This is a genomic window from Marivivens niveibacter, assembly GCF_002150005.2.
GTDB classification, from domain to species: Bacteria; Pseudomonadota; Alphaproteobacteria; order Rhodobacterales; family Rhodobacteraceae; genus Marivivens; species Marivivens niveibacter.
Window position 1 is genome coordinate 407,251 of record NZ_MSPP01000001.1, and the last position, 24,476, is coordinate 431,726.

Here is a 24,476-nt window from a genome sequence, read left to right on the forward strand (position 1 = left end):
ATTATAACGCCTGAGGGTTGTTTGTCGCCGTGCGGCGCGCTTACCTAAGGCTGAGTATCAAAGGGGATTTCCATGACCAGTTTGTATGACCCTCAAAGTTACCAAAGTTTTATGACGGCCGATAACGTGCGGATTGCCTACAAAATTTCGGGCAAAGGTTTGCCTGTTTTGGCATTGGCGGGTTTGACCCGCGATGGTCGCGACTTTGATTTTATGGCGCAGGCGTTGCCGTTTGATTGTCAGCTGATCCGTCCCGACAGCCGTGGGCGCGGGGCATCAGGCTGGGCCGATCCGACGTCCTACACGATTTTGCAAGAAACGCAGGACGTCATCGCGCTCATGGATCATTTGGGCATCGAAAAGGGCGCTATCATTGGGACCTCTCGGGGTGGTCTGATTGCGATGGTCATGGCGATGATGGTGCCCGACCGGTTGGCAGGCGTGTTTTTTAATGACATCGGGCCAGAGCTGGACCCAATCGGCCTGTCCCGCATCGATACCTATCTGGGGGTGCAGCCAAAGGCGAAAACGCTAGAGGACATGGCGGTCGCTTTGTCGAAAACGAGTGGTTTTGAGGATGTGCCGATGGATCGTTGGCGCGATCAGGCCGCGCGTCAGTTCGAACAAACATATAATGGGCTGAAGCTAAGTTATGATCCTGATTTGCGGGTCGCCTTTGAAATGGGGCAGAGCCAGCCGCAGCCAGATTTGTGGCCCATGTTCGATGCCTGTTTAGGGCGCCCATTGGCGGTTGTTCGGGGAGAAAATTCGGATCTCATGTCGGCAGACACCGTTGGAAAGATGGCTGAACGATGCCCTGATCTGGTGACTGCGATTGCGGCAGGGCGTGGGCATGTTCCGTTTTTGGACGAACCGGAATCAACTGCGGCGCTGTCGGAGTGGTTTTCGCGATTTAACGGTCAATACTGACCGCTTTGATGACGGCGTGAACTGTCTGCCCAACTGTTAGACCCAACGCCGTCAAAGATCGTTGGGTGATCCGCGCAAGGAACGGTGCGCCACCTGTTTCCAATTGGACCAACGCGCCTGGTCCATCGCCTTTGCGGATGGCGGTGATCGTGGCGGGCAGGGTGTTTAATGCCGAAATCCCCGACAAAGGCGCGGTAGCAATCATGACGTCTTGTGCCGCGATCCTTAGGCGCAGGTCGGTCCCAACAGGCGCATCGCAATTGGGTACGATTAAGTTGGATGCTCCAATCGACAGCACCGTTAGTCCGTCGTCATCATGGGTCACTACGCGGGCTTGCATCACTGCGCCTGCTGACCGAACGCCAGTTGGGGTGACGGTTGGATCGGATAGAACGGTTTCAGCCGAACCAGCATGGGTCACGCGGCCTTTGTTCAGGACGACAACGGTGGTCGCGAGCCGCGCAACTTCGTTTGCGGAATGGCTGACGTATAAAATCGGTACTTTCGCATGATCGCGTAGTTTTTCGAAATAGGGCAGAATTTCGGATTTGCGGGCCTCGTCCAGCGCGGCAAGCGGTTCGTCAGCAAGAATAAGATCGGGGTTCGATAGAAGTGCGCGACCAATCGCGACGCGTTGTGCTTCTCCGCCAGAGAGTTTCGCAGGGCGGCGGCCTAGCAGGCTATCCAATCCCAGCATATCCACCACCGCGTCAATGGGTCCTGTCGGGCGGCCATAAGTCAGGTTTTGGCGGACGGTCATATGTGGAAACAGGCGCGCGTCTTGAAAAATATACCCGATTTTTCGTTTGTTGGGCGGTGTGTTGACGCCTGTTTTGCTATCAAACAGGACGCGCCCATCCACAACAATGCGACCGTTCTGCGGTGCCAGCAGCCCAGCAACGGCGTTGATGATCGTGGTTTTGCCTGATCCAGATGCGCCGAACAGGGCTGTCACGCCTTTTGGGGCATCAAATCGGGCAGCCAGATCAAACCCATCGAAGGCGTGGCGTATGTTGATCTGTACCGTCATTGGCCGCGCACCTTTCGGGCGATGATTTTCGACAAATACTCAGACAAAATCAGTGCCGTCATTGAAATAACAATCGCGATCGCAACCAGCCGTATCGCCGAACTTTCGCCGCCGGGCACCTGCAAGAATGAATAGATCGCTGACGGTAGCGTTTGTGTCTGGCCGGGAATGTTGGAAACGAATGTGATGGTCGCGCCGAATTCGCCCATTGCTTTGGCGTAACCCAAAACCGCGCCTGCTATGATCCCAGGAAGGGCGAGAGGCAGGGTGATTGTCGCAAACACGCGGGCGTTCCCAGCGCCCAATGTACGCGCCGCATGTTCTAGTTTAGGGTCGACAGCTTCGATTGATAACCGAATGGCGCGCACCACCAGTGGAAAGGCCATGATCGCAGCAGCCAATGCCGCACCCGTCCATTGAAAGGCAAATGTGAACCCGAAAGTTTGTTCCAGAAACATCCCAACAGGTGCGCGCCGTCCAAATGTCATGAGCAGCAGATACCCAGTCACAACAGGGGGCAGGACCAACGGCAGATGGACAAGGCCGTTCAGAACCTGTTTTCCGACAAATTCCCAACGGGCCAAGGCATGGGCGACGAAAATAGCGAACGGTAAACTTAGCAGCACAGCCCAAATTGCGACGCGCAAGGATAGCGCGACGGCTTGCCATTCGGCGGGGGATAACCACTCTGCCACTTAGTTCAGTACCTTAAATCCGTTTTCGGTAAATATGCGTGCGGCAGAGGAGCCGGTCAACGTATCGAAAAAAGCACGGCCATTTTCCGTCAGCAACGCGGCTGGATATGTAATCGGCGGATGGCTGTTTTCCGGAAACTTTGCGACCACGGACACGTCGGGTTCTGCCGCCGCGTCGGTTGCATAGACAACGCCAAAGGGGGCTTCGCCCAAAGCGACGAGCGCTAGCGCCGCGCGCACATTATCGGTTTGCGCAACATTGGGAGCGATATCGTCCCATAGTCCAAAATGTTCAAAGGCTGCTTTGCCGTATTGGCCAGCTGGAACAGCGTTGACCAGCGCCATGGCTAGTTTTTCGTTTCCCAATAGGATCGGAAGATCTGTAATTTCAATTGGGTCTTGGTTGCCACCTGCGACGATCACCAGTTCGTTTGATAACAGGTCGATCTGCGCGATCGAATAGTCTGATGTGGCGTTCATCCATTGCATGTTGGCCGAAATGAACACATCCGCAGGGGCGCCTTGGCGGATTTGCTGTGCCAATGCGCCCGATCCAGCGTAGGATACGATAACGACATCATCGTGTGATGCATTCCACTCCGCCACGATGTCATCCAGTGCGGTTTTCAAACTCGCCGCAGCAAAAGCAACAATGTTTTCGGCAGAGGCTGGCGTTGCCAATAACGCGAATGCAATGGAAATGGTGCGGATCATGGCCTGACTATTGCGCCCCGTCGGTCTTTGGGCAACCCGCAATACCCGTTTGCACCCAATCAATAAATAACCGCGCCGTCTGCGACATGCCACCAACTGGCGTGATCATTGTGTAGTGATCCCCAGTTTCAAAATGCCGTTTCGTTGCCATAGCCAAATCACCGCGATCCAACGCTGGCTGTGCGATGATATCAGGGACAATGGCCAAACCCATCCCCGCGATGGCGGCATCTACGACCATATCGAAATGATCCATCCGCGCCCCACGCAAGGCGCGGCGTGGGTCTGTGTCGTGGCTTTTGAACCAATCTAACCATAACGTCGGGCGGGTCGATTGTTGTAATAAGGGCAGGTTCAATAGCGATTGATCGTCCAAATCCGACCTGTCGCCTAAAATAAATGGGGCGGCTACCACAACCAATTTTTCTGGCATGATTGGTATGGTTTCAGCAAAGGGCGGTATATGCGATGTACGCATAATCGCTATGTCGATTGTATCGGTCGAAAAGTCGACTGGCGATAGACGCGCGGTTAGGTCGATACGAATGCCGCTATGTTGTTTTAGAAACGGCGCAAGTTTTGGCAGTAACCAAGCGCGTCCAAAACTGGGTAATGCAGCGATCCTTAGCACTGTTTCACCGCCGCCAAACGCCATGATGCCGACCGCTGCGTCATCTAATGATGCCAATATGGACTGGGCTTTGGGCAGAAATGCGTGCCCAGCAGGCGAAAGAGTCAGGCGTTTGCGTACACGTTCAAATAAAATCACGCCCAACCGTTGCTCTAGCGATGCAACACTGCGGGAGATCGCGCTTTGCGTCAGGTTCAAATTCGACGCAGCCATGGTTGTGGTGCCGTGCTGCGCGCAAGCGATAAAAGCACGTAATTCAGGAACGGATGGCGTGTAAGATTGGCGCATTTCATGAGTATAACTCATTAACTGGTGCTTTTAAATCGTTTGCTTGACCTTACGTGGCGGCGGTAGAGTCGGGCAAAATTGTTTGATAGGTAGGCACAGAATGACGTTGAAACCCAAAGATGCCCCAGATCTATCCAGCTTTGACTGGGCGGACCCGTTGCGCATGGATGCGCAGCTGACCGAAGATGAACGAATGATGGCCGAATCCGCCCGCAGCTATGCGCAGGCAAAACTGCAAACGCGAGTCACGGATGCCTATCTGACGGAAACCACGGACCCGTCGATTTTCCGCGAAATGGGGGAAATGGGGCTACTGGGCGTGACCATCCCTGAACAGTACGGCGGACTGGGCGGGTCGTATGTTGCCTACGGTCTGGTCGCGCGGGAAATCGAGCGGGTCGACAGCGGCTATCGGTCGATGATGTCCGTGCAGTCGTCGCTGGTGATGTATCCGATTTATGCCTATGGCACCGAAGAACAGCGCCAGAAATACCTGCCCAAATTGGCCAGCGGCGAATGGATCGGCTGCTTTGGCCTGACCGAACCTGACGCTGGATCGGACCCAGCTGGCATGAATACCCGCGCTGAAAAAATCGACGGTGGCTATCGCCTGACCGGATCGAAAATGTGGATCAGCAACGCGCCGATCGCCGATGTGTTTGTCGTTTGGGCGAAATCCGATGCGCACGGCGGCAAGATCAAAGGCTTTGTTCTGGACAAAGGGACCAAAGGCCTGAGCGCGCCCAAGGTGGATAATAAACTGTCCCTACGCGCATCGATCACGGGCGAAATCGTGTTGGACGGGGTCGAGGTAGGAGAGGATGCCCTGTTGCCCAACGTGGCTGGCCTAAAGGGGCCGTTTGGCTGTTTGAATCGCGCCCGTTACGGGATCGCGTGGGGCGTTATGGGATCGGCTGAATTCTGTTGGCACGCGGCACGTCAGTACGGACTGGACCGCACGCAATTTGGCAAACCGCTTGCGCAAACGCAGCTGTTCCAGAAAAAACTTGCGGATATGCAAACGGAAATCACGCTGGGTTTGCAGGCCGCATTGCAAGTTGGCCGCCTGATGGACACGGCCCAAGCCGCGCCAGAAATGATCAGCCTGATCAAACGCAATAACTGCGGCAAGGCGCTGGATGTGGCCCGCAACGCCCGTGATATGCACGGCGGAAACGGGATATCGGCTGAATTCGGCGTGATCCGCCACATGGTCAATCTGGAAACCGTGAACACGTACGAAGGCACGCACGACATTCACGCGCTGATCTTGGGGCGTGCGCAAACGGGCCTTCAGGCGTTTTTCTGATGCATCCGCTGCAAGGTATCAAAGTTGTGGAATTGGCTCGCATCCTTGCTGGGCCATGGGCGGGGCAGACTCTCGCTGATTTGGGCGCCGACGTCATCAAGGTCGAAAGCCCAGACGGCGACGACACCCGCCGTTGGGGGCCGCCGTTCGTGGAGGATGGAACGGCGGCCTATTACCACAGCTGCAACGCCGGTAAACAGGTCGTCCGCGCCGATTTTCGTACCGAAGAGGGGCGACAAACGGTGCTAGATCTGATCCGCGGTGCCGATGTTTTGATCGAAAATTTCAAAGTTGGCGGGCTGGAAAAATACGGGTTGGATTACGACAGCCTGCGCCGCATCAACCCGCGGCTAGTCTATTGTTCTATCACAGGGTTTGGTCAGGATGGACCATACGCGGCCCGCGCGGGGTATGATTTCCTGATCCAAGGCATGGCTGGATGGATGCATCTGACGGGCGAACCTGATGGGGCACCGCAGAAAACGGGCGTTGCCTTTGCCGATATTTTCACGGGGCTATACGCCGTGATCGGTATTCAGGCCGCATTGCATGCGCGCGAAACCACAGGGCAGGGGCAGTTTGTTGATATGGCCCTGCTGGATTGCGCGGTGGGCGTGTTGGGCAATCAGGCGATGAATTATCTGGTGTCGGGCCAATCGCCGCGCCGCATGGGGAATGCCCATCCTAATATCACGCCCTATGACGCGTTTCAGGTGTCGGATGGAGCGCTGATCGTGGCGGTTGGCAACGATGGTCAGTTCGAACGGTTTTGTGCCGTGGTCGGGTTGCCGATGGATGATCGTTTCGCCCGCAACGACGGCCGCATCACGCATCGGGCAGAGCTGAAGTCGAAAATCACCGCCCTGCTAGCCGACTGGAAACGCGATGATCTGCTGACCGCATTAGAACAGGCAACGGTGCCCGCAGGCCCCATCAATGACATTGAACAGGTGTTCAAAGATCCGCAGGTTCAGGCGCGGGGAATGCAGGTAACGCAAAACGGAATTCCGTCTGTCCGCACGCCCATCCGCCTGTCGGATACACCGCTGAGACGTTAACGGATTATCGGCTCTAGCGGGTCATACATCGGGGCGTCATCATCGCCCCACGCAACAGCGGCCAGACTATCAGGCTTGACCCGCATCCTTGCCATCTCGTCGCGGGTGACCCATTTGCGGTGGCTTACGATGCCTTCGGGATCGGTCCATTCGCCATGTGGATCGCCAGAGGCAATCGTGCAGCGGAAATAGATATCCACCTGATGAAACGGCCCGTTTGGGTCGTGAAATTCGTTAATGAGGCAAGGTTTGCCGACCTTCACGATCAGTCCGGTTTCTTCGTACACTTCGCGCGATAGGTTGGCGGGCAGGCTAGAGTGTGGTTCGGCCCCGCCGCCCGGAGCGCACCACAAATGATCGCGATTTTTCCACGCGTTTACCAACAGCAAACGGTCGTTATGTAGGATGATGGCGCGGGTCGCGATGCGTATGGACATTTTACCAGACTGGCGGGTTCGCGCCTAACGTACAAGCCTTGTTGCGATTGATTGCATGCAACCTGCGCCCTATGTGATCGGCATGAAATACTTTGCCTCGGCCATTGCTCTGTTATTCGCGACCCCTGCATCGGCGGACTGTGTGGTTTTACTGCACGGGCTTGCCCGATCCGAAGTGTCATTATTCGTCATGCAAACCGTGTTGGATGCCGAAGGGTACAAAACGGTTAACCGTGGCTACCCGTCGACCAGCAAACCGATTGATGACCTGTTGCAAGACGTAACAGACGATGTCGCGGCCTGCGGGGATGATACCGTTCATTTTGTGACCCATTCGATGGGAGGTATTCTGGTGCGTGCGTGGCTGGCGCAGAACACGGTGGAAAATATGGGCCGCGTTGTGATGCTGGCTCCGCCGAACCAAGGGTCTGAATTGGTTGACGTATTTGGCGACTGGCCGCCGTTTGAATGGCTGAACGGTCCTGCGGGCGAACAGTTGGGGACAGGGGCCGATAGCGTCCCGTTGGAATTGGGCACCCCAGATTACCCCGTGGGCATCATCGCGGGTTCCCAATCGCTGAACCCTGTTTATTCGGCCCTGATAGACGGCGAAGACGATGGCAAAGTCTCGGTCGAATCCACGAAACTTGACGGGATGACCGATCACATCGTTCTGCCAGTTACACATACGTTCATGATGAACAACGCCGTCGTGATCGCAGAAACGGTCGCCTTTATAGAAGAGGGCGCCTTTTTCAGAGAGGCGCCCATCTTAGGTGATGATTTTATCGTGGATTAATTGGCAGGGCCTGTAACGCGGTTCACGTGGCCCATTTTGCGGCCCGGTTTCGCGTCGGCTTTGCCATATAGGTGGATCGCGTCGCCCGATTTGGCGATTTCGGGAATGCCGTCTACGTCATCGCCGATCAGGTTTTCCATGACCACATTCGAATGGCGTTTGCCATCGCCCAGCGGCCAACCGGCAACAGCGCGGATGTGCTGTTCGAACTGATCCACGGTACATCCGTTCTGCGTCCAGTGACCCGAATTGTGCACGCGTGGTGCGATTTCGTTGACGATCAGGCCCTGACGGGTGACGAATAGTTCGACCCCCATAACGCCGACATAATCCAGTTTGTTCAGGATCTTACCCGCCAACAGAACCGCATCGGCGGTTTGCATGCCGGTCAGGTTTGCAGGCACGGTGGTCGTGTCCAGTATGCCGTTTTTGTGGACGTTTTCGCCCGGATCGAAACAGCAAACTTCGCCCGTTAGACCGCGCGCTGCGATCACCGATACTTCGTGGCTGAAATCAACGAAACCTTCCAAAATGGCTGGTGCGCCCGCCATATCAGCCAAAGCGGCCTCTGCGTCATCAGGCGACATGATCCGCGCCTGACCTTTGCCATCGTACCCGAAACGGCGGGTTTTCAGGATCGCAGGCGTGCCGATTTCGGCAATCGCTTCTGCCAGATCGGTGGCGTCATCAACGGCGGCAAAAGGCGCAGTTTTCAGGCCCAGTTCGTTCAAGAACGCCTTTTCCACCAGACGGTCCTGCGACACGGCCAGAGTTTTGCGGTTCGGGCGAATTGGTTTGATGGCTTCGATCACGTCCAACGCTTCGGTCGGGATGTTTTCGAATTCATAGGTCACAACGTCGACCGACTCCGCGAATTTACGCAGGGCATCGTGGTCGTCGTAGGACGCTTGGAAATGGTAGTTCGCAACGTGGCTGGCAGGGCAGTCGCCCGCAGGTTCAAAAATGCAGGTTTTGAACCCCAGACGGGACGCCGCGACAGACAGCATACGGCCCAATTGACCGCCGCCCAGAATACCGATTGTTGCGCCGGTTGTTAGCATATCACTCATCGACAGGCTCATCAGCGATAGAGGCGGACAAAGCTTCGCGCCATGCGTCCAGACGGGCGGCCAAATCGGCGTCTTGTAGCGCCAGAATACCAGCGGCCATCAGGCCCGCGTTGGATGCGCCAGCCGCACCGATTGCCATGGTGGCAACAGGGAAACCTTTGGGCATCTGAACGATGGAATACAGGCTGTCTACGCCAGATAGGGCGCGGGTTTGCACTGGCACGCCAATCACAGGCACGCGGGTTTTCGATGCCATCATGCCGGGCAAGTGGGCCGCGCCACCAGCGCCCGCGATGATCACTTGCAGGCCGCGGCCTGCTGCCTCTTTGCCGTAGGTCCACAGACGATCTGGCGTGCGGTGGGCGCTGACGATTTTCTTTTCATAAGAAATGCCCAGCTCGTCCAGAATATCGGCGGCCAGTTTCATGGTCGGCCAATCCGATTGGCTGCCCATAATGATACCGACAGAAGGTGTGGTCATGGCTAAATACCCGCAGTTAAATTGAAGCGGCACTATAGCGGCGCAGTGGTCAGGTGCAATTGCCCGACGCCCGCTTTAGGCGATGATATCGGGAAAAATACGGTCCTCTAGCGCGACAATTTTGTCTTTGAGGCCCAGTTTCTGTTTTTTAAGACGCCGAATGGTCAGCATATCAGCTGATCCCTTTTCTTCGAGCGCGGAAATCGCTTCGTCCAGGTCGCGGTGTTCGCGTTTCAGGACTTCGAGTTCGACCCGAAGAACTTCGGTTGTGTCCATCCGTGTGGATTTGTTCATTGGAATTCCTGGCTCGTCTTGCGCGGATACCAACCATCTTAGCAATTCCCATCGATTCCGCCTAGCCCTTGCGAAGCTGCGAATAGCCCCCCATATTAAATTTGTGGTCGCCGAACGCGGGGCCATTACCAGACGGTCGCTAATACAGGACGTGTCATATGACGAAATTAACTTTGGGGACGCACCCGTTTTTGCTGGGGTTTGAACAATTGGAACGATTGGTGGAACGCACAGCGAAATCAGGAAACGAAGGGTATCCCCCTTATAACATCGAACAGACCTCGGAACGGTCGTATCGGATCACTCTGGCGGTTGCCGGTTTTTCGGAATCCGATCTGTCGATCACGGTCGAGGATAGTTCGCTGGTTATCCGTGGACGTCAAAAAGACGAAAACGAAGGCCGCATTTTCCTACATCGCGGCATTGCTGCCCGCCAATTCCAACGGTCATTCGTTTTGGCCGACGGGGTCGAAGTAGGCGAGGCAAGCATGGAAAACGGGCTGTTGCATGTCGATCTGACCCGCAAAGTGCCTGAAACGGTGGTGCAGACCATCAAAATCAAAAGGAGTGAATGAATGAACACCAAATATGATTTTGAAAAAGACCAAGACCGCATCGTTTACGTGAAATCCGTAGCGGTCGCCGATCTGCCAGTCGAAGTTCAGGAACAAGCCGAAGGTCTGGATCATCTGTTCGCGGTTCACAAATCCGACGGTGAACAACTGGCGCTGGTGGCGGATCGCAAAATGGCGTTTCTGCTGGCGCGTGAACACGAATATCAGCCGATGACCGTGCATTAACCGCACCCTTTATCGCCGAATTTTTGAAAGCGTCCTGAAAATTCAGGGCGCTTTTTTCGACGGAAACGGTAGGCTGGATCGTATCAGCCCAAAGGAATTTTAGCCAAAGGTGTTTCTATGTCTCAGCCAGACCGTTTTTCGCGGCCGCAAATGATCCTGCATTGGGTCGTCGCCGTGTTGTTTTTGTTCAACTATTTTGTCTCTGACGGATTAGGCCGCGCAGCAGGGATGTATGCACGTGGCGAAGATTACAGCCAATATTTCGCGGCGATCGTGCACCCCTGGGTCGGGGTGGCGTTATTGGCCGCGGTTCTGGCGCGTATCGTTTTGCGGTTCACCGTGGGCGCGCCCGCCGAGCCGGAAATGCCAGCGTGGATGTCGTGGGCGGCGAAACTGACCCACGGCGCGATTTATGCGTCATTGCTGGTTTTGTGTGCCTCGGGCATCGCGCGTTGGTTTTTCGGCGTCCGTGACGCGGGCGACGTACACGAGGTGATGGTAAACCTCACCGTTACCCTGATCGTCGTTCACATCGGTGCGGCGCTGTATCATCAGTTTATCCTCAAGGATAATTTGCTGGCACGGATGCGCTAACGCAAAAGCCCCGACCGAAAGGCCGGGGCTTTTTATTTGGTGCTGGTTTCGGGCTTATTTGCCCGAGATGAGGCCCATGCTTTCCAGTTTCAGCAGAACCTGATGTGCGCAGTTGTCGACTTCGACGTTTTCGGTTTCGACAACCAGTTCTGCGTTCGTTGGGGTCTCGTATGGGTCAGAGATACCGGTGAACTCTTTGATTTTGCCTTCGCGAGCCAGTTTATACAGGCCCTTGCGGTCGCGGCGTTCGCATTCCTCGATCGTGGTCGCAACGTGGACTTCGACGAAAGCACCGTATTGTTCGATGTCTTCACGAACCGCGCGGCGGGTTGCGGTGTAAGGCGCGATTGGCGCACAGATCGCGATACCACCGTTTTTGGTGATTTCGGACGCAACATAGCCGATGCGGCGGATGTTCAGGTCGCGGTGCTCTTTCGAGAAGCCCAGCTCAGACGACAGGTTTTTACGAACAATATCACCGTCCAGCAGGGTCACAGGGCGGCCGCCCATTTCCATCAGTTTCACCATCAGCGCGTTCGCAATAGTCGATTTACCCGAGCCCGAGAAACCGGTGAAGAACACGGTGAAGCCCTGTTTCGAACGTGGCGGTTTGGTTTTGCGCAGTTCGGTCACAACCTCGGGGAAGCTGAACCATTCTGGGATTTCCAGACCTTCGGCCAGACGGCGACGCAGCTCGGTGCCCGAGATGTTCAGGATGGTCACGTCGTCTTTGTCTGCGATTTCGTCCGCTGGTTCGTATTGCGCGCGTTCCTGCACGTAAACCATATGTTTGAAGTCGACCATTTCGATGCCGATTTCTTCTTGGTGTTCGCGGAACAGATCCTGCGCGTCATATGGACCGTAGAAATCCTCACCAGCCGAGTTTTTGCCCGGGCCAGCGTGGTCGCGACCAACGATAAAGTGGGTGCAGCCGTGATTTTTACGGATCAGGCCGTGCCAGACAGCCTCGCGCGGGCCTGCCATACGCATCGCTAGGTTCAGCAGCGACATGGTGGTGGTGGCTGCTGGGTATTTGTCCAGAACCGCCTCGTAGCAGCGCACGCGGGTAAAGTGGTCAACGTCGCCCGGTTTGGTCATGCCAACAACAGGGTGGATCAGCAGGTTGGCCTGCGCTTCGCGTGCGGCGCGGAAGGTCAGTTCCTGGTGTGCGCGGTGCAGCGGGTTGCGGGTTTGGAACGCAACAACCTTGCGCCAGCCCATTTTGCGGAAATAGGCGCGCAGTTCGTTTGGCGTGTCGCGGCGACCGCGGAAATCATAGTGAACAGGCTGCTGGATGCCGGTGACAGGGCCGCCCAGATAGATTTTGCCAGCCGTGTTGTGCAGGTAGTTCACCGCAGGGTGGGCCAGATCGTCCGCGCCGAACACTTTTTCAGCTTCGCGCGATTTGTTTGGTTCCCATTTGTCGGTGACGGTCATGGTCGCCAGAATGACGCCCTCTTGGTCACGCAGAGCAATGTCCTGACCCAGTTCGATTTTCGATGCGAAATCTTCGGTCACGTCCAAGGTGATCGGCATCGGCCACAGCTGGCCGTCCGCCAAGCGCATGTTTTCGACAACGCCGTTGTAGTCTTCTTCCGACAGGAAACCTTTCAGCGGGTTGAAGCCGCCGTTCATCAACAGCTCCAGATCGCAAATCTGGCGCGGCGTCAGGTCGTGGCTGGTCAACTCGCCAGCTTCGATTTTCAGTTTCTGGGCAGAGTCGTACGATACATACAGCTCGGGGATCGGGGCTAGGTCCATCGTCATAATAGTGTTCCGGCGTTGAAATATACACTTGGCTGATTTGCGCCCGACCTACGCCCCCAATGCACCCTGTTTCAAGCCTAATTGCCAGATATCGACCCAAAAGGGATGCTGTGTGGGCAAAACGGCGCAATCTGGACTGTAAAAGCACGTTTTTCGATGCATCGGGAACATTTGTTCCGTCCTATCGCCTCTATTGGGAAATAGACCTGCAAAATCAGATTTTTTGTTTCGATATCGGAACGAAAAAGCGCCGCAAAATTTGCGGCGCTTCGGGTCGATGTGTCTGGAATGCTGTGAATTAGGATTCGAGTGCAGCCAGATAGTGTTCCGCGTCCAGCGCAGCCATACAGCCCATACCCGCCGAGGTAACGGCCTGACGGTATTTGTCGTCGGTCAAATCGCCTGCTGCGAACACGCCAGGGATCGAGGTTTCAGTCGTGCCTGGTTTCACTTTGACGTAGCCGCCGTTGTAGGTTTCCAGCTGGTCTTTGACCAATTCAGAGGCTGGTGCGTGGCCGATAGCTATGAACACGCCCTTGGCTGGCACGTCCACGATTTCGCCTGTTTTCACGTTTTTGGCTTTCACACCCGAAACACCTTTGGGGTCGCCTTCGCCAACGACTTCTTCCAACTGGTGGTCCCACATGATTTCGACCTTGGGGTGGTTGAACAGGCGGTCCTGCAGAACTTTTTCGGCGCGCAATGAATCGCGGCGGTGGATCAATGTCACTTTGGTTGCAAAGTTGGTCAGGAACAGTGCCTCTTCGACGGCTGTGTTGCCGCCGCCAACAACAACGATTTCCTGTCCGCGGTAAAAGAAACCGTCACAGGTTGCACACGCCGAAACGCCGAAACCTTTGTAGGCTTCTTCGGAGTCCAGACCCAACCATTTCGCACGTGCTCCCGTTGCCAGAATAACAGCGTCTGCGGTGTAGGTGGTGCCTGTGTCGCCTTTGGCAACGAACGGACGCTGTTGCAGGTCCAGTTCGCTGATCATGTCCATCACGATTTCACAGCCCATTTCGCGAGCGTGCTCTTCCATGTTGACCATCAACTGCGGGCCTTGGATCGCTTTTTCACCGGGCCAGTTTTCAACGTCGGTGGTGGTGGTCAGCTGGCCGCCAGGTTCCATGCCCTGTACCAGAATAGGGTTCAGCATTGCGCGGCTTGCGTAAACGCCTGCGGTGTAACCTGCAGGGCCGGAACCGATGATCAATACTTTGGTGTGGCGCGTCTCAGACATGGCAGCCCTCTTTTCATTATCTGTTTGCCCCGATATAGCCATGCGGCCCGAGTCCTGAAAGGGGGCAAAGGCAACTCATATCCATTCGTGATGTAAAATTCTCTGCGTAATGATCTTGCGCAGATGTGAAATAATGTTGCGCAGATGCGGCTTTGGTCGTAGTGTTTGCGAAACTTTCTTTTGGGGTAGGCAATGCCAGGCAGCAAACTCGACGAAATCGATCGTATGATCCTAGCTGAATTGCAGGCGGACGGTCGAATGACCAACGTTGAATTAGCCAAACGTGTTGGAATTTCCGCGCCTCCGTGCCTGCGCCGTGTGCGTACTTTGGAAGAACAGGGTTACATTCGCGGATATCATGCCGACGTCGATAGCCGCGAGTTGGGTTTCGAGGTGCAGGTGTTCGCGATGGTCGGCCTGCATAAACAGGCTGAATCCGATTTGTCGGCCTTCGAAGAAAAATGCCGTCATTGGCCGCTGGTTCGCGAATGCCACATGTTGAACGGTGAAGTTGATTTCATCCTAAAATGTGTGGCCCCAGATCTGCGTACATTCCAAAGTTTTCTAACGGGTGAATTGCTGACTGCGGACAACGTTGCGAACGTAAAAACATCGCTTGTCATCCGCGGTGCTAAGGATGAACCGGGCGTGCCTTTCGATGTATTGGAAGAGCGGCTGGCGCGCGACGCCTAAGCCGCTTTGGCTAACCTAGATTGGGCGGGTCCGAAATCGGACCAACGTTCGATATGGGGAAATAGCTCTAAAAATAGCGATAAACGCGGCCCTTGTAGGCCAAAGCTGTGCCGCGCCCCAGGGTGATAGCTGTGCAGTGCGATGCCTTGGGCATCGATGGCGCATTGCCTGTCGAACACAAGGTGAAACAGTTGTGTTGGGCGCATCGGTGTGATGTCGATGACGCCGCTGTCATCAATCAGATCATTTGCGGCTTTTTCCGAACCATCCGCTAGTCGTGCGGCGGGGCCCACCATTATGTCGTTTGATGGGCGCATCGGCCCGAGACTGTCTGCGGTAATACGGACCAGATGTTTTGTTTGGTTTTCTTGCGGAACGACTGTAATCGCGCCTTTCCAGCGCAGCTCGTGGAAATGCCCGTCAACATCGCGTACCTCATCTCCGGGCAGCAAGTCTTCGATCGCGACAGCGCCATAGCGAGTCGTTAACACCAATCCGCGGGCAAATGCCGAAAAGGCAGTTTCAAATATAGGGATTGCAGGCGCGAGCCGCTGAAAGGTTTCAATGTCACCAGAAGAGGTCAGATAGGCGACTTCGTAAGTGCGCATAAGAGGCCGGTTGCGCTGAAGTCGCCCGTCTTTCCGAGCGATCCGGTCCTGAGAAACCGGAGAGGTATGCTGATAACCGATAATGCGGTTGTCCGAGGGCGTGTACATGGGATCACCTAAATGGTTCACCCGCTGTCGGCCCCCACCGACAACATCGGGTCGCTTAACTTGCTGACAATGTGGCAGAAATTGGCCCGACTTGTCAAATCTGGCTTTGATTGCAGGCTTCTGGTGGATCAATCTAGGGCTGTGGGTGGCTATTGTTCTGCAACGGCGGGGTAATTGGCCACATTTGGACGCGCTCGGCCGCGAATCAATAAACGAAAAAAGGCGGCCAATGGCCGCCCAAGTTTCACGAGGGGAGAGTAATTGATTAAGCAGCGCGCGCTTTAGGGGCGGCCTCTTTGGCATTGCGACGGGCGATCATGGCTTCGCGGCGCAGTCCGCGTTCCCATGGCATACGAACGGTGGTGTCTTCGGATGCTTTGATCATGTTTTCCAACCAACGTTTGTTTTTCATCGCTCTGTCCTCTGCTTTGTTTGCTGTGCCGTTTGCGGCGTTGAGATTAATTTGCCCCCAACACGCGGCAGCACTAGGGCAGGAATATGCAAAACCGATAAAAATTCAGAAAATGCAGTGGGTATTTTCTAAGTCATTGAATTTTATTGATAATATTTAAATGTGGAAACAATGCGCCAACAAAAACGGGTATTGTTTTCGTCAAATAAGGCAGCTTTGCCCCAATTATAGCCGAATAACCGAAATCAATCGGCCATAATCTGCCTCTTGGTTATGGGTCGTTCTGCGGAAGCTGTAGAATCGTTCTGGATCAGAATAGGTGCAGTGCCGCGTCCATTCCGCATGGCCGACCCCTGCGTCCCGTAGGCGCATCAATCCAAAGGCGGGCAGGTCAAACATATACTTGCCGTCTTTTGTGCCATTCACAAAGAAACGGGTGTATTCGGGATCTTCATCGGCGAATTTGTCGAAAAACTCTTGTCCGACTTCATAGGCGCGCTGGCTGATGCTGGGGCCGATGATTGCGGTGATAGAGTCGCGTTTCGCACCAAGCTCCAACATCGCATCAACGGTACGGTCCAAAACGCCCGATAGCGCGCCTTTCCATCCGGCATGTGCCGCGCCGATGACGCCGTTTTCGGTATCGGCGAATAAAACCGGTTGGCAATCTGCGGTCAGGATCGAAATGGCGATACCCGGCGTTGCAGTGACGATCGCGTCTGCTTCGGGTTTTTCGGTCGTGAATTCAGTGATGGTCGCAACATCGGCGGAATGCACCTGATGGACGCCCACCAATGCGTCAACGCCCATGGCATCGGCCACGCGTGATCGGTTTATTGTGACGCATTCCATTTGGTCACTGCTGCCACCGCCACAGTTGAGGCCCGCGAAAACCCCCGATGATGCGCCACCCTTACGGGTAAAGAACCCGTGCATCACTGGGGCCAATCTGTCGTGGGTGATGATTTCCAGCGTCATAATTCTAAACCAGCAATAGCAGGGGCGTTGTTCGGCAAAATGCCAATCACTTTGAACAGGTCACCCATTTCTGCAGGGTGGGTCAAGCGTCGATGCGCCGCGATATGCGATTGCAGCTTATCGCCGCTCATAGTTTGCGCAAGGGCCTGCGCTCGGGCGGTAATACCTAGACGTTCCAGAAATACGCCTTGCGTTGATAGGCGCGTGTGACGGGCAGGTGAACAGGCCGCTGCAATAGTTTCAAAATCAACATGCGCTGTCAGGTCTGCCGAACCCGGTGCGGTCAATGGATCGATCGTTTCGTGATCCTTTAGCGCTTGGAACGTGTCACCCAATGACCGCCAATCACCGTAATCGATGATAATCGCAGCTCCACCGTGTTGTGCGATGCGGTTGCCAATGTCTTGCGTGATTGGCGCTGCACTTGGGCAGATTTCAACTAAATCGCCGTCTTTGGTGTCGTCTAAACGGTGTTCTAGCATGGCCAACGGGGCAGGGGATGACAGGCCGAATGCAAGCGCGCCATCGGTTAGGCCGACCATTCGTTCGCGCCAGCTATTTCCGTCGCGTATAAACTGACGGATCGGTAGGGCGTCGAAAAATTCGTTGGCAATTAGGAACAAGGGCGCATCCGGCAGATCAGCGGCGCGGGCATGGGACTGAACAACGGGCAGTCGCGCCGCTTGTGCTTCGGCTAGAACGGGCGATGCCTCTACCAAATGCAGATCCAACGCGTCGTGAAACCCTGGCACGGCTTTGGTCGCGCGCAGGACGTCGTGCATCAGCGTTCCACGTCCGGGGCCCAATTCTGCCAGCACGCCTTTGGGGCGGCCTTGGTCGATCCACGCTTGCGCCAGACACAGTCCGATCATTTCGCCGAACATCTGACTGATCTCGGGCGCTGTTACGAAATCACCCGCCGCTCCAAGCGGGTCGCGGGTGGTGTAATAGCCGTGTTCGGGGTGCAGCAACGCCTCGGTCATATAATCGGCGATGGTGATCGGGCCGGTGGTCGCAATCCGCCGTTTCAGTATATCTGTCAGAGCGGTCATTTGCGTGCCCTCAGGATCAGGGTCGCGCCAATTGCGATCATCGGGATCGTCAGGATTTGCCCCATGGTCAGGCCATAACCGCCCACCTGCAATGCCAATCCTAGTGGATTATCCACCGTTTGGAACTGCGCATCGGGCTGGCGGAAAAATTCCACGATAAAACGCGAGATGCCATACCCCGCAAAGAATATCCCCGTGACCAACCACGGTTTGCCCAATCCACCTTTGCGGAACACGGTCCACAGGATCACGCTGCCTAAAATCAGGCCTTCCAATGCGGCCTCATACAGCTGCGATGGGTGACGCGCACAGATGGGCAGCAGGCATGATTGCGCCGCTTCGCCTGGGAAAACAACGGCCCACGGCACGTCCGTGACGCGGCCCCACAATTCGGCGTTAATGAAATTGGCCAAACGGCCCAGCATCAGGCCAATTGGCGCGGCCATTGCCATGCAGTCTGCGACCGACCCCAGCCGCAGGCCTTTGACTCGCGCATAGATGGCGGTTGCGACGATAACGCCCAGAAACCCGCCGTGGAATGACATGCCGCCTTGCCAGACCTGCAAAATCTCTGACGGGTTCGCCATGTAATAGCTGAACCTGTAAAACAGCACGTACCCCAAACGGCCGCCCAAAATCACGCCGATGATGATGTAGGTCGACAGGTCCTCTAACTGTTTGCCTGTCATGGGCGGGTCGTATTTGCCCCACAGCGCAGGACGGGCCAGCGCGCGCAGGATCAACCACCATCCAATCGCGATTCCAACGATATAGGCCAGCGCGTACCAACGCAGCGCAAATTCGAATCCGAATATCGGGAATGAAATCAACTCAGGAGAGATATTGGGAAAGGCAAGTGCAGCAAACATGGGCAATGTCTGCTGCGCCAAATCGTTAGAGTCAACCTGTCATGGGGTTGTTCCTTTCGCGGCGACACTCCATATAGGTGACAACACTGATCGGAGGCTGACATGCAGACCCGCAATAAATTTCTGGACGATATGTCCCAATTGATGACCAACGCGATGGGCGTCGCCCAAGGTGCCAAGGATGAGGCGCAAAACGCGATGAAATCCATGTTGGATCGTTGGCTGGCCGACCGCGATTTCGTAACGCGCGAAGAATTTGACGCTGTCCGCGCAATGGCCCAGAAAGCCCGCGAAGAGAACGAGGCGCTCAAGGCGCGGCTCGACGCTCTCGAAGCCGATAAATAATTTCCCGCGCCGTCCGATCTGGGCGGCGTTTTTACATGGCGCATCATGTCAATGACTTCCTCTAAACCCGCTTTGCGGTACTTTACGCTTGCCTTTGCTGTGACCGCGGGCGGTTTAGTTCTATCTGCCTTTTTGGGGTGGTCCGTTCACCGCACTGTCAGCGGTATGTTGAACGTGTTGTTCATCACGGCGGTTCTGTCTGTCCTTGAAATATCGCTGTCCTTCGACAATGCGATCGTGAACGCCAACAAACTGCGGGATATGTCCCACAAATGGCAGCAGAGGTTTTTGACGTGGGGCATTTTGATCGCTGTCTTTGGTATGCGCATTGTTTTCCCGCTGGCAGTGGTCTGCATCGCCGCGAAAATCGGCCCTTGGGCGGCAATCGAACTGGCTTGGGCCCGCCCCGAACAATACGCCCACATAATGGAGGGCGCCCGCATCCCGATCAGCGCCTTTGGCGGCACGTTCCTGATGATGGTCGCGCTGTCCTATTTCTTTGACCCCGACAAAGATGTGAACTGGCTGCCCGGTGTTGAACGCCTGATGGTCAAAGTCGCGGGGGCGAAGCTGCTGGTCGTCACCATCGTGATCGGTGTGATTACCATCCTGTCGAACCTTTTCGATGACCGCACAGGGATCGTGTTCCTGCAATCGGCGATCTGGGGGCTGCTGACGTTCTTGTTGGTCGATGTTCTGGGGCAATATCTGGACAATCACGCCGGCAAAAAAGCCGTCGGTCAGGCCGGTCTGGGCGCGTTTTTGTACCTAGAGGTACTGGACGCATCGTTCAGTTTCGATGGCGTGATCGGAGCTTTCGCTTTGACACAGAACCTGTTCATTATCGCGATTGGTCTAGGCATCGGCGCGATGTACGTACGTTCGATGACGATCATGCTGGTCGAAAAAGGCACTTTGAACGAATTCAAATACCTTGAAAACGGTGCGTTCTGGTCGATCCTTGTTTTGGCTTTGGTCATGTTCGCCCACGTCGAATTCCACGTGCCAGAGGCTTTCACTGGCCTGATCGGCGCCGTTCTAATCGGCGCGTCGTTCTGGGCATCACTGCAGGCGAATAAACATGAAGCCTGATCGGATTGTAGATGCCATTGGCCTTTTGTGCCCGCTGCCCGTTTTGCGCGCGCGAAAGGTGCTGAACGACATGGCGGTGGGGGAAATCCTGCAAATCACCGCAACCGACGCGATGGCTCAAATCGATATGCCTTCATTCTGCCGCGAAGCAGGCCATGAACTACTGTCATGTACGGACACGGATCAGGGGCAGGTCTACCTAATCCGCCGCGGCTAAATCCTCGGGGGTGTTGAAATTGCGGAAATAGTCGCCCTCGAACCGCACCTCGGTCGCGCCGACGGCGCTGGCCCATTTCATCACGCGGCGATCCCCCGCGATTAACCGTTCGGCCAAATTCGCCGCTAAATCGGTTGGCCAAATGCCTATCGTCGGATGCGCCCGCCATTCATCACCCTGATACGACGCTGCATATGCTGGCCCTGTCCCCAAGCGCGCCGTCAGATCGCGCGGCAGGCGGATGGTGTCACCCGCAACCACCAGCACGTGCCGCGCCTGCGATGCCCATTGCATCGCAGTGTGAATGCCTGACAATGGCCCGCAATCGGCAATCGTATCAGGCACGACCTGCAATCCAAAACGGTCCCATTGCGGCCCGTGTTGCGCATTTATCGCGATGGGCCCCGCCATGCCGCGCAGATCGTCCAGAACCCAATCAATCAAATCCCGCCCGCGCCATTCCAGCAGCGGTTTATCCCCGCCGCCCATTCGGGTTGCGCTGCCACCGGCAAGGATCATGGCGGGTAGGGTCATCTTTGGCTTTCCAAATCGGTTTTGCGCTGGCATCGTGCCGCATGTATGCGAAAGGGACAATATGCTCGGCTACGTCATTGCAACGAAAACAGTCACCGCCAACCCGACTCTTGTTCATGTCGCGCAAGAGCTGACAGGCGATGGCGTGCGCGTTGCGGGGGCTTGCCAGATCAATGACGACCCTCAAGACGGATCGCCCTATCATATGGATCTGCATATAATCCCGTCGGGGCAGATCATTCGCATCAGTCAGGACCTTGGGCCGCTTTCTTCTGGTTGCCGTTTGGATGCCAGCGCATTGGAAGAGGCCGTTGGCATCGCTCAGTCGTCACTGGATGGCGCTACATTCCTGCTGGCTAATAAGTTCGGCAAACAAGAGGCCGATGGCCGCGGGTTCCGCCCCATTGTGGCCGAAGCACTGGCCCGCGATATCCCCGTTCTGATGGCGGTGCGTGATGAAACACTGCCTGCGTTTCACGAATTCACCGGCGGTATTGGCGAAGAGCTACCAAACGATCCTGCGGCGGTCCTAGATTGGGCCCGCCGCATTATTCGCGGTTAACCCGCCATTTTTTCATCGCGCAAACGTTGGGCAATCTGACGTTTGTTGATGACGGAAAACGTGATGACGCCAATTGTCACGATACCGATCATGATGGTCGAAAGCGCATTGATTTCAGGCGAAACGCCCAAACGCACAGCCGAAAAAATCTTGATCGGCAGGGTTGTTGCGCCTGGACCCGTAACAAAAGACGCGATCACCAGATCGTCCAGTGACAGGGTAAACGCCAGCAACCAACCCGACAAAACCGCAGGGAAAATGATTGGCAATGTCACCGATTTGAACGTGTCGAACGCGGTTGCGCCTAGATCAGCGGCGGCTTCTTCAATCGAACGGTCGAACGACATCAGGCGCGATGACACTACGACGGATACGTAACACATCGCGAATGTGGTGTGCGCGAGGATCACGGTCGTCATGCCCATGCTGCTGAACATGGTTTTGAACAGCAGCAACAGCGATAGACCCAAAATCACGTCTGGCATCACCAACGGCGCATAGGCCATCCCTGCAAACAACGTGCGGCCCATAAACCGTCCGCCGCGTACCAGAACATACCCCGCCAACGTGCCCAGCACAGTAGCTAGGGTGGCTGTCGCAACGGCCACGCGCAGGGTTACCCATGCTGCATCCAGAAACGCTTCGTTCGATAACAGTTCACCGTACCATTTCGTGGAAAACCCCGCCCATACGGTGACCAACCGGCCTCCGTTGAACGAATAGGCGATCAGCACCAGCATGGGGATGTACAAAAACGCAAACCCCAAAGTCAGCGACGTGATATTGAACCAACTTGGCTTTTTCATTGGTCCGCCTCCATCTGTTTTTGCTGGTTGCGTTGAAACAGGATGATCGGAACGATCAAGATCATAAGCAGAACTACAGCCACCGCCGACGCCAATGGCCAGTCGCGGTTGGCAAAGAATTCGTCCCACAGGACCTTACCAATCATTAGCGTATCCGAACCGCCCAATAGCGATGGGATCACGAATTCACCCAAGGCTGGGATAAAGACCAGAAAACAGCCTGCAATCACGCCCGGCAGGGATAGCGGCGCGGTGATCAGCCAGAACGCTTGGGCACGGGTAGAGCCCAAATCCTCGGCCGCTTCGATCAGGGACATGTCCAGTTTTTCCAGCGTCGAATAGATCGGCAGGATCATGAACGGCAGATAGGTGTAAACGATGCCGATATAGACCGCGATATTGGTGTTCAGGATGGTCAGAGGTTCATCAATAATGCCGATCCACATCAGCACCATGTTTAGGAAACCTTCTTTCCCTAGAATACCGACCCACGCGTATACGCGGATCAGGAACGACGTCCAGAACGGCAGGATGACCAGCATCATCAGGGTAGGGCGCCATTGTTCAGGCGCGCGGGCCATTCCGTAGGCCATCGGAAACGCGACCAGCAATGTCAGCATCGTCGAAATAACCGCGATCTTTAGCGACGATAGATAGGCCGTGTAATACAGCGGATCGAGCGTCAGGAAGGTGAAGTTGTCGAAATCCAACTGCCCAAAGAACGATTTGATCCCCGCCCAGCCGCTAGATGGGTCCAGCGTCGGAGTATAAGGCGGAATGGCAATCGCAGGGTCAGACAGCGATAGTTTCAGGACGACGATAAACGGGACCAGAAAAAACAGCAGCAGCCATGAAAAAGGTATGGCGATCAGGATGAAACGGCGCAGGGTCATGGTTTACTCCGTCAGGACGACGCCGGCGGTGTCGGTCCATGATAGCCAAACTTCGTCCTCCCACGTGAAATCACGGCGGGCCAAACGGCGCGAGTTGGTCATCAGCGCGCTGACCAATTGCCCAGACGGCAGGCGCACGTGATAGGTGGATACGTTGCCCAGATAACCGATGTCTTCGACCTTGCCTTTGACGTGGTTGGCGCGGTCCGCCAAAGGTTCACGATCGACCGAGATTTTTTCGGGGCGCACCGCATAGGATACGCGTTGTCCATCAGTGATCGGTTTGTCTGTCACCGCGTGGATCGGATCGACGCCTTCGGCAAAATGGACATCAACCTTTTCGCCGCTGACGGATGCGTTGCCTTCGATGATGTTAACGTCACCGATGAAATCGGCCACATAGACGCTGTTCGGCGCCTCATATATCCCTGCGGGGGTATCGACCTGAATCATTTTGCCCGCGTCCATAACGGCGACGCGCGATGCGACGGTCATTGCCTCTTCTTGGTCGTGGGTGACGATGACGAATGTGGTGCCCGTCTTTTCCTGAATGTCCATCAGTTCGAACTGAGTGTCATTGCGCAGCTTTTTATCCAGCGCGCCCAATGGTTCATCCAGAAGCAACAGTTTCGGCGCTTTGGCCAGCGAACGGGCCAGCGCAACGCGTTGACGCTGACCGCCTGAAATTTGGTGCGGTTTGCGTTTCGCGAATTTTTCCATGCGGGTCAGGCGCAGCATTTCCGCCACGCGGTCGCCAATCTGGTCTTTGGGCATATCGCTGCGTTTCAGGCCAAAGGCGATGTTTTCCCAAACCGACAAATGCGGGAACAGCGCATAGGACTGGAACATCATGTTCACGGGGCGCTGGTTTGGCGGGACAGGCACAATGTTTTTGCCGCCCAACAGAATCTCCCCGTGGGTCGGATTTTCAAACCCTGCCAGCATCCGCATCAACGTGGTTTTGCCGCAGCCAGATGGCCCAAGCAGCGCAAAGAATTCGCGTTCATAAATGTTGATCGTCAAATCATCGACGGCGGTAAAATCGCCGAATTGTTTGGTCACATTTTTAAACTGGATCAGCGGCTGTGCGGTCGGGTCAGTCCACGGTGCGAAAACGGTCTGGGCTGACGCGGGACGGGTCGGTTGGGCCATGAAAATGTCCTGTAG

General features: G+C 55.6%; 31 protein-coding genes. 12 read left to right on the plus strand and 19 right to left on the minus strand.

Annotated features, from left to right (window positions below):
- The first annotated feature begins 72 nt into the window (after positions 1–72).
- Positions 73–930 carry an alpha/beta fold hydrolase gene (locus BVC71_RS02060; RefSeq protein ID WP_240516748.1) on the plus strand — a complete coding sequence of 286 codons (858 nt, stop codon included), beginning with the start codon at positions 73–75 and terminating at the stop codon, positions 928–930.
- Here BVC71_RS02060 and modC read toward each other — a convergent pair.
- Genes modC through BVC71_RS02080 form a run of 4 tightly spaced genes read right to left on the minus strand, consistent with a single transcriptional unit; the run spans position 914 to position 4,306 of the window.
- Positions 914–1,960, minus strand: coding sequence for a molybdenum ABC transporter ATP-binding protein (gene modC / locus BVC71_RS02065; protein ID WP_086449972.1), 1,047 nt, complete (start codon positions 1,958–1,960; stop codon positions 914–916). The genes BVC71_RS02060 and modC overlap by 17 nt on opposite strands.
- Positions 1,957–2,655: a molybdate ABC transporter permease subunit gene (modB, locus tag BVC71_RS02070; protein WP_086449973.1), complete on the minus strand. Its 699-nt coding sequence runs from the start codon at positions 2,653–2,655 to the stop codon at positions 1,957–1,959. Before modB ends, modC begins: the two co-directional genes overlap by 4 nt.
- On the minus strand, positions 2,656–3,369 hold the full coding sequence (modA, locus tag BVC71_RS02075; RefSeq protein WP_086449974.1) for a molybdate ABC transporter substrate-binding protein: 714 nt from the start codon (positions 3,367–3,369) through the stop codon (positions 2,656–2,658).
- Positions 3,370–3,376: 7 nt separating this feature from the next.
- Positions 3,377–4,306, minus strand: a complete 930-nt coding sequence (locus BVC71_RS02080) for a LysR substrate-binding domain-containing protein (protein ID WP_240516749.1) — start codon at positions 4,304–4,306, stop codon at positions 3,377–3,379.
- A gap of 82 nt (positions 4,307–4,388) precedes the next feature.
- Between BVC71_RS02080 and BVC71_RS02085 the strand changes: the two genes are divergently transcribed.
- Complete coding sequence (locus tag BVC71_RS02085) at positions 4,389–5,597, plus strand: acyl-CoA dehydrogenase (protein WP_086449976.1); 1,209 nt, start codon at positions 4,389–4,391, stop codon at positions 5,595–5,597.
- A complete protein-coding gene (locus BVC71_RS02090; protein ID WP_086449977.1) occupies positions 5,597–6,655 on the plus strand; it encodes a CaiB/BaiF CoA transferase family protein in 1,059 nt (352 codons plus the stop codon). Before BVC71_RS02085 ends, BVC71_RS02090 begins: the two co-directional genes overlap by 1 nt.
- Here BVC71_RS02090 and BVC71_RS02095 read toward each other — a convergent pair.
- Positions 6,652–7,092, minus strand: coding sequence for an NUDIX domain-containing protein (locus tag BVC71_RS02095; RefSeq protein WP_086449978.1), 441 nt, complete (start codon positions 7,090–7,092; stop codon positions 6,652–6,654). The two genes, BVC71_RS02090 and BVC71_RS02095, sit on opposite strands and share 4 nt — an antisense overlap.
- An 82-nt stretch (positions 7,093–7,174) precedes the next feature.
- Here BVC71_RS02095 and BVC71_RS02100 point away from each other — a divergent pair, with 82 nt between their 5' ends.
- The gene (locus tag BVC71_RS02100) at positions 7,175–7,891 is read left to right on the plus strand and encodes an esterase/lipase family protein (protein WP_086450640.1); all 717 of its coding nucleotides are present in this window, start codon (positions 7,175–7,177) and stop codon (positions 7,889–7,891) included.
- On the opposite strand, the gene BVC71_RS02105 is transcribed toward BVC71_RS02100, so the two are convergent.
- The 3 genes from BVC71_RS02105 to BVC71_RS02115 all read right to left on the minus strand — a co-directional run bounded on the left by BVC71_RS02105 (position 7,888) and on the right by BVC71_RS02115 (position 9,736).
- A complete protein-coding gene (locus BVC71_RS02105; RefSeq protein ID WP_086449979.1) occupies positions 7,888–8,961 on the minus strand; it encodes a 5-(carboxyamino)imidazole ribonucleotide synthase in 1,074 nt (357 codons plus the stop codon). The two genes, BVC71_RS02100 and BVC71_RS02105, sit on opposite strands and share 4 nt — an antisense overlap.
- A complete protein-coding gene (gene purE / locus BVC71_RS02110; protein WP_086449980.1) occupies positions 8,954–9,442 on the minus strand; it encodes a 5-(carboxyamino)imidazole ribonucleotide mutase in 489 nt (162 codons plus the stop codon). Before purE ends, BVC71_RS02105 begins: the two co-directional genes overlap by 8 nt.
- Before the next feature lie 75 nt (positions 9,443–9,517).
- Positions 9,518–9,736: a YdcH family protein gene (locus tag BVC71_RS02115; RefSeq protein WP_086449981.1), complete on the minus strand. Its 219-nt coding sequence runs from the start codon at positions 9,734–9,736 to the stop codon at positions 9,518–9,520.
- Positions 9,737–9,894: 158 nt separating this feature from the next.
- Between BVC71_RS02115 and BVC71_RS02120 the strand changes: the two genes are divergently transcribed.
- The 3 genes from BVC71_RS02120 (at position 9,895) to BVC71_RS02130 (ending at position 11,130) form a co-directional block, all read left to right on the plus strand.
- Complete coding sequence (locus BVC71_RS02120) at positions 9,895–10,311, plus strand: Hsp20 family protein (RefSeq protein ID WP_086449982.1); 417 nt, start codon at positions 9,895–9,897, stop codon at positions 10,309–10,311.
- On the plus strand, positions 10,312–10,536 hold the full coding sequence (locus BVC71_RS02125; protein ID WP_086449983.1) for a DUF1150 family protein: 225 nt from the start codon (positions 10,312–10,314) through the stop codon (positions 10,534–10,536).
- A 117-nt stretch (positions 10,537–10,653) separates the two neighbouring features.
- On the plus strand, positions 10,654–11,130 hold the full coding sequence (locus BVC71_RS02130; RefSeq protein ID WP_086449984.1) for a cytochrome b: 477 nt from the start codon (positions 10,654–10,656) through the stop codon (positions 11,128–11,130).
- Positions 11,131–11,184: 54 nt separating this feature from the next.
- On the opposite strand, the gene BVC71_RS02135 is transcribed toward BVC71_RS02130, so the two are convergent.
- Together BVC71_RS02135 and trxB are read right to left on the minus strand one after the other, a co-directional pair.
- Positions 11,185–12,897, minus strand: a complete 1,713-nt coding sequence (locus BVC71_RS02135; protein WP_086449985.1) for a bifunctional sulfate adenylyltransferase/adenylylsulfate kinase — start codon at positions 12,895–12,897, stop codon at positions 11,185–11,187.
- Positions 12,898–13,195: 298 nt separating this feature from the next.
- Positions 13,196–14,140, minus strand: a complete 945-nt coding sequence (gene trxB, locus BVC71_RS02145; protein WP_086449987.1) for a thioredoxin-disulfide reductase — start codon at positions 14,138–14,140, stop codon at positions 13,196–13,198.
- A gap of 192 nt (positions 14,141–14,332) precedes the next feature.
- Between trxB and BVC71_RS02150 the strand changes: the two genes are divergently transcribed.
- On the plus strand, positions 14,333–14,833 hold the full coding sequence (locus tag BVC71_RS02150; protein ID WP_086449988.1) for an Lrp/AsnC family transcriptional regulator: 501 nt from the start codon (positions 14,333–14,335) through the stop codon (positions 14,831–14,833).
- On the opposite strand, the gene BVC71_RS02155 is transcribed toward BVC71_RS02150, so the two are convergent.
- The 5 genes from BVC71_RS02155 to lgt all read right to left on the minus strand — a co-directional run bounded on the left by BVC71_RS02155 (position 14,830) and on the right by lgt (position 18,860).
- A complete protein-coding gene (locus BVC71_RS02155) occupies positions 14,830–15,549 on the minus strand; it encodes a Hint domain-containing protein (protein ID WP_165767704.1) in 720 nt (239 codons plus the stop codon). The genes BVC71_RS02150 and BVC71_RS02155 overlap by 4 nt on opposite strands.
- Positions 15,550–15,814: 265 nt before the next feature.
- Entirely contained in the window at positions 15,815–15,961 is a 147-nt protein-coding gene (locus tag BVC71_RS15410; protein ID WP_165767705.1) for a hypothetical protein, read from the minus strand.
- A 225-nt stretch (positions 15,962–16,186) separates the two neighbouring features.
- On the minus strand, positions 16,187–16,939 hold the full coding sequence (pgeF, locus tag BVC71_RS02160) for a peptidoglycan editing factor PgeF (RefSeq protein ID WP_086449990.1): 753 nt from the start codon (positions 16,937–16,939) through the stop codon (positions 16,187–16,189).
- On the minus strand, positions 16,936–17,991 hold the full coding sequence (locus BVC71_RS02165; protein ID WP_086449991.1) for a class I SAM-dependent methyltransferase: 1,056 nt from the start codon (positions 17,989–17,991) through the stop codon (positions 16,936–16,938). Before BVC71_RS02165 ends, pgeF begins: the two co-directional genes overlap by 4 nt.
- The gene (lgt, locus tag BVC71_RS02170) at positions 17,988–18,860 is read right to left on the minus strand and encodes a prolipoprotein diacylglyceryl transferase (protein ID WP_086449992.1); all 873 of its coding nucleotides are present in this window, start codon (positions 18,858–18,860) and stop codon (positions 17,988–17,990) included. Before lgt ends, BVC71_RS02165 begins: the two co-directional genes overlap by 4 nt.
- Before the next feature lie 102 nt (positions 18,861–18,962).
- Between lgt and BVC71_RS02175 the strand changes: the two genes are divergently transcribed.
- The 3 genes from BVC71_RS02175 to BVC71_RS02185 are packed head-to-tail and all read left to right on the plus strand — an operon-like array spanning position 18,963 to position 20,514.
- Positions 18,963–19,205: an accessory factor UbiK family protein gene (locus BVC71_RS02175; protein WP_086449993.1), complete on the plus strand. Its 243-nt coding sequence runs from the start codon at positions 18,963–18,965 to the stop codon at positions 19,203–19,205.
- 45 nt (positions 19,206–19,250) lie between these two features.
- Positions 19,251–20,297 carry a DUF475 domain-containing protein gene (locus BVC71_RS02180; protein WP_086449994.1) on the plus strand — a complete coding sequence of 349 codons (1,047 nt, stop codon included), beginning with the start codon at positions 19,251–19,253 and terminating at the stop codon, positions 20,295–20,297.
- Complete coding sequence (locus BVC71_RS02185) at positions 20,287–20,514, plus strand: sulfurtransferase TusA family protein (RefSeq protein ID WP_086449995.1); 228 nt, start codon at positions 20,287–20,289, stop codon at positions 20,512–20,514. The genes BVC71_RS02180 and BVC71_RS02185 overlap by 11 nt, the downstream gene beginning before the upstream one ends.
- Here BVC71_RS02185 and mobA read toward each other — a convergent pair.
- The gene (gene mobA / locus BVC71_RS02190) at positions 20,497–21,048 is read right to left on the minus strand and encodes a molybdenum cofactor guanylyltransferase (protein WP_240516750.1); all 552 of its coding nucleotides are present in this window, start codon (positions 21,046–21,048) and stop codon (positions 20,497–20,499) included. The genes BVC71_RS02185 and mobA overlap by 18 nt on opposite strands.
- Positions 21,049–21,109: 61 nt before the next feature.
- Here mobA and BVC71_RS02195 point away from each other — a divergent pair, with 61 nt between their 5' ends.
- Complete coding sequence (locus BVC71_RS02195; protein ID WP_086450641.1) at positions 21,110–21,610, plus strand: DUF2478 domain-containing protein; 501 nt, start codon at positions 21,110–21,112, stop codon at positions 21,608–21,610.
- Here BVC71_RS02195 and BVC71_RS02200 read toward each other — a convergent pair.
- From BVC71_RS02200 to BVC71_RS02210, 3 genes are read right to left on the minus strand one after another with little or no spacing between them, the layout of a single operon-like run.
- On the minus strand, positions 21,607–22,416 hold the full coding sequence (locus tag BVC71_RS02200) for an ABC transporter permease (protein ID WP_086449997.1): 810 nt from the start codon (positions 22,414–22,416) through the stop codon (positions 21,607–21,609). The two genes, BVC71_RS02195 and BVC71_RS02200, sit on opposite strands and share 4 nt — an antisense overlap.
- On the minus strand, positions 22,413–23,303 hold the full coding sequence (locus BVC71_RS02205) for an ABC transporter permease subunit (protein ID WP_086450642.1): 891 nt from the start codon (positions 23,301–23,303) through the stop codon (positions 22,413–22,415). Before BVC71_RS02205 ends, BVC71_RS02200 begins: the two co-directional genes overlap by 4 nt.
- A 9-nt stretch (positions 23,304–23,312) precedes the next feature.
- A complete protein-coding gene (locus BVC71_RS02210) occupies positions 23,313–24,461 on the minus strand; it encodes an ABC transporter ATP-binding protein (RefSeq protein ID WP_086449998.1) in 1,149 nt (382 codons plus the stop codon).
- Positions 24,462–24,476: the final 15 nt, after the last annotated feature.

What these genes read in the sequence shown, in the direction of transcription:
- BVC71_RS02060 (WP_240516748.1), top strand. Translation starts at nt 73, where the DNA reads ATGACCAGTTTGTATGACCCTCAAAGTTACCAAAGTTTTATGACGGCC.
- modC (WP_086449972.1), bottom strand. Translation starts at nt 1,960, where the DNA reads ATGACGGTACAGATCAACATACGCCACGCCTTCGATGGGTTTGATCTG.
- modA (WP_086449974.1), bottom strand. Translation starts at nt 3,369, where the DNA reads ATGATCCGCACCATTTCCATTGCATTCGCGTTATTGGCAACGCCAGCC.
- BVC71_RS02080 (WP_240516749.1), bottom strand. Translation starts at nt 4,306, where the DNA reads ATGAGTTATACTCATGAAATGCGCCAATCTTACACGCCATCCGTTCCT.
- BVC71_RS02085 (WP_086449976.1), top strand. Translation starts at nt 4,389, where the DNA reads ATGACGTTGAAACCCAAAGATGCCCCAGATCTATCCAGCTTTGACTGG.
- BVC71_RS02090 (WP_086449977.1), top strand. Translation starts at nt 5,597, where the DNA reads ATGCATCCGCTGCAAGGTATCAAAGTTGTGGAATTGGCTCGCATCCTT.
- BVC71_RS02095 (WP_086449978.1), bottom strand. Translation starts at nt 7,092, where the DNA reads ATGTCCATACGCATCGCGACCCGCGCCATCATCCTACATAACGACCGT.
- BVC71_RS02100 (WP_086450640.1), top strand. Translation starts at nt 7,175, where the DNA reads ATGAAATACTTTGCCTCGGCCATTGCTCTGTTATTCGCGACCCCTGCA.
- BVC71_RS02105 (WP_086449979.1), bottom strand. Translation starts at nt 8,961, where the DNA reads ATGAGTGATATGCTAACAACCGGCGCAACAATCGGTATTCTGGGCGGC.
- purE (WP_086449980.1), bottom strand. Translation starts at nt 9,442, where the DNA reads ATGACCACACCTTCTGTCGGTATCATTATGGGCAGCCAATCGGATTGG.
- BVC71_RS02115 (WP_086449981.1), bottom strand. Translation starts at nt 9,736, where the DNA reads ATGAACAAATCCACACGGATGGACACAACCGAAGTTCTTCGGGTCGAA.
- BVC71_RS02120 (WP_086449982.1), top strand. Translation starts at nt 9,895, where the DNA reads ATGACGAAATTAACTTTGGGGACGCACCCGTTTTTGCTGGGGTTTGAA.
- BVC71_RS02125 (WP_086449983.1), top strand. Translation starts at nt 10,312, where the DNA reads ATGAACACCAAATATGATTTTGAAAAAGACCAAGACCGCATCGTTTAC.
- BVC71_RS02130 (WP_086449984.1), top strand. Translation starts at nt 10,654, where the DNA reads ATGTCTCAGCCAGACCGTTTTTCGCGGCCGCAAATGATCCTGCATTGG.
- BVC71_RS02135 (WP_086449985.1), bottom strand. Translation starts at nt 12,897, where the DNA reads ATGACGATGGACCTAGCCCCGATCCCCGAGCTGTATGTATCGTACGAC.
- trxB (WP_086449987.1), bottom strand. Translation starts at nt 14,140, where the DNA reads ATGTCTGAGACGCGCCACACCAAAGTATTGATCATCGGTTCCGGCCCT.
- BVC71_RS02150 (WP_086449988.1), top strand. Translation starts at nt 14,333, where the DNA reads ATGCCAGGCAGCAAACTCGACGAAATCGATCGTATGATCCTAGCTGAA.
- BVC71_RS02155 (WP_165767704.1), bottom strand. Translation starts at nt 15,549, where the DNA reads ATGTACACGCCCTCGGACAACCGCATTATCGGTTATCAGCATACCTCT.
- BVC71_RS15410 (WP_165767705.1), bottom strand. Translation starts at nt 15,961, where the DNA reads ATGAAAAACAAACGTTGGTTGGAAAACATGATCAAAGCATCCGAAGAC.
- pgeF (WP_086449990.1), bottom strand. Translation starts at nt 16,939, where the DNA reads ATGACGCTGGAAATCATCACCCACGACAGATTGGCCCCAGTGATGCAC.
- BVC71_RS02165 (WP_086449991.1), bottom strand. Translation starts at nt 17,991, where the DNA reads ATGACCGCTCTGACAGATATACTGAAACGGCGGATTGCGACCACCGGC.
- lgt (WP_086449992.1), bottom strand. Translation starts at nt 18,860, where the DNA reads ATGTTTGCTGCACTTGCCTTTCCCAATATCTCTCCTGAGTTGATTTCA.
- BVC71_RS02175 (WP_086449993.1), top strand. Translation starts at nt 18,963, where the DNA reads ATGCAGACCCGCAATAAATTTCTGGACGATATGTCCCAATTGATGACC.
- BVC71_RS02180 (WP_086449994.1), top strand. Translation starts at nt 19,251, where the DNA reads ATGTCAATGACTTCCTCTAAACCCGCTTTGCGGTACTTTACGCTTGCC.
- BVC71_RS02185 (WP_086449995.1), top strand. Translation starts at nt 20,287, where the DNA reads ATGAAGCCTGATCGGATTGTAGATGCCATTGGCCTTTTGTGCCCGCTG.
- mobA (WP_240516750.1), bottom strand. Translation starts at nt 21,048, where the DNA reads ATGACCCTACCCGCCATGATCCTTGCCGGTGGCAGCGCAACCCGAATG.
- BVC71_RS02195 (WP_086450641.1), top strand. Translation starts at nt 21,110, where the DNA reads ATGCTCGGCTACGTCATTGCAACGAAAACAGTCACCGCCAACCCGACT.
- BVC71_RS02200 (WP_086449997.1), bottom strand. Translation starts at nt 22,416, where the DNA reads ATGAAAAAGCCAAGTTGGTTCAATATCACGTCGCTGACTTTGGGGTTT.
- BVC71_RS02210 (WP_086449998.1), bottom strand. Translation starts at nt 24,461, where the DNA reads ATGGCCCAACCGACCCGTCCCGCGTCAGCCCAGACCGTTTTCGCACCG.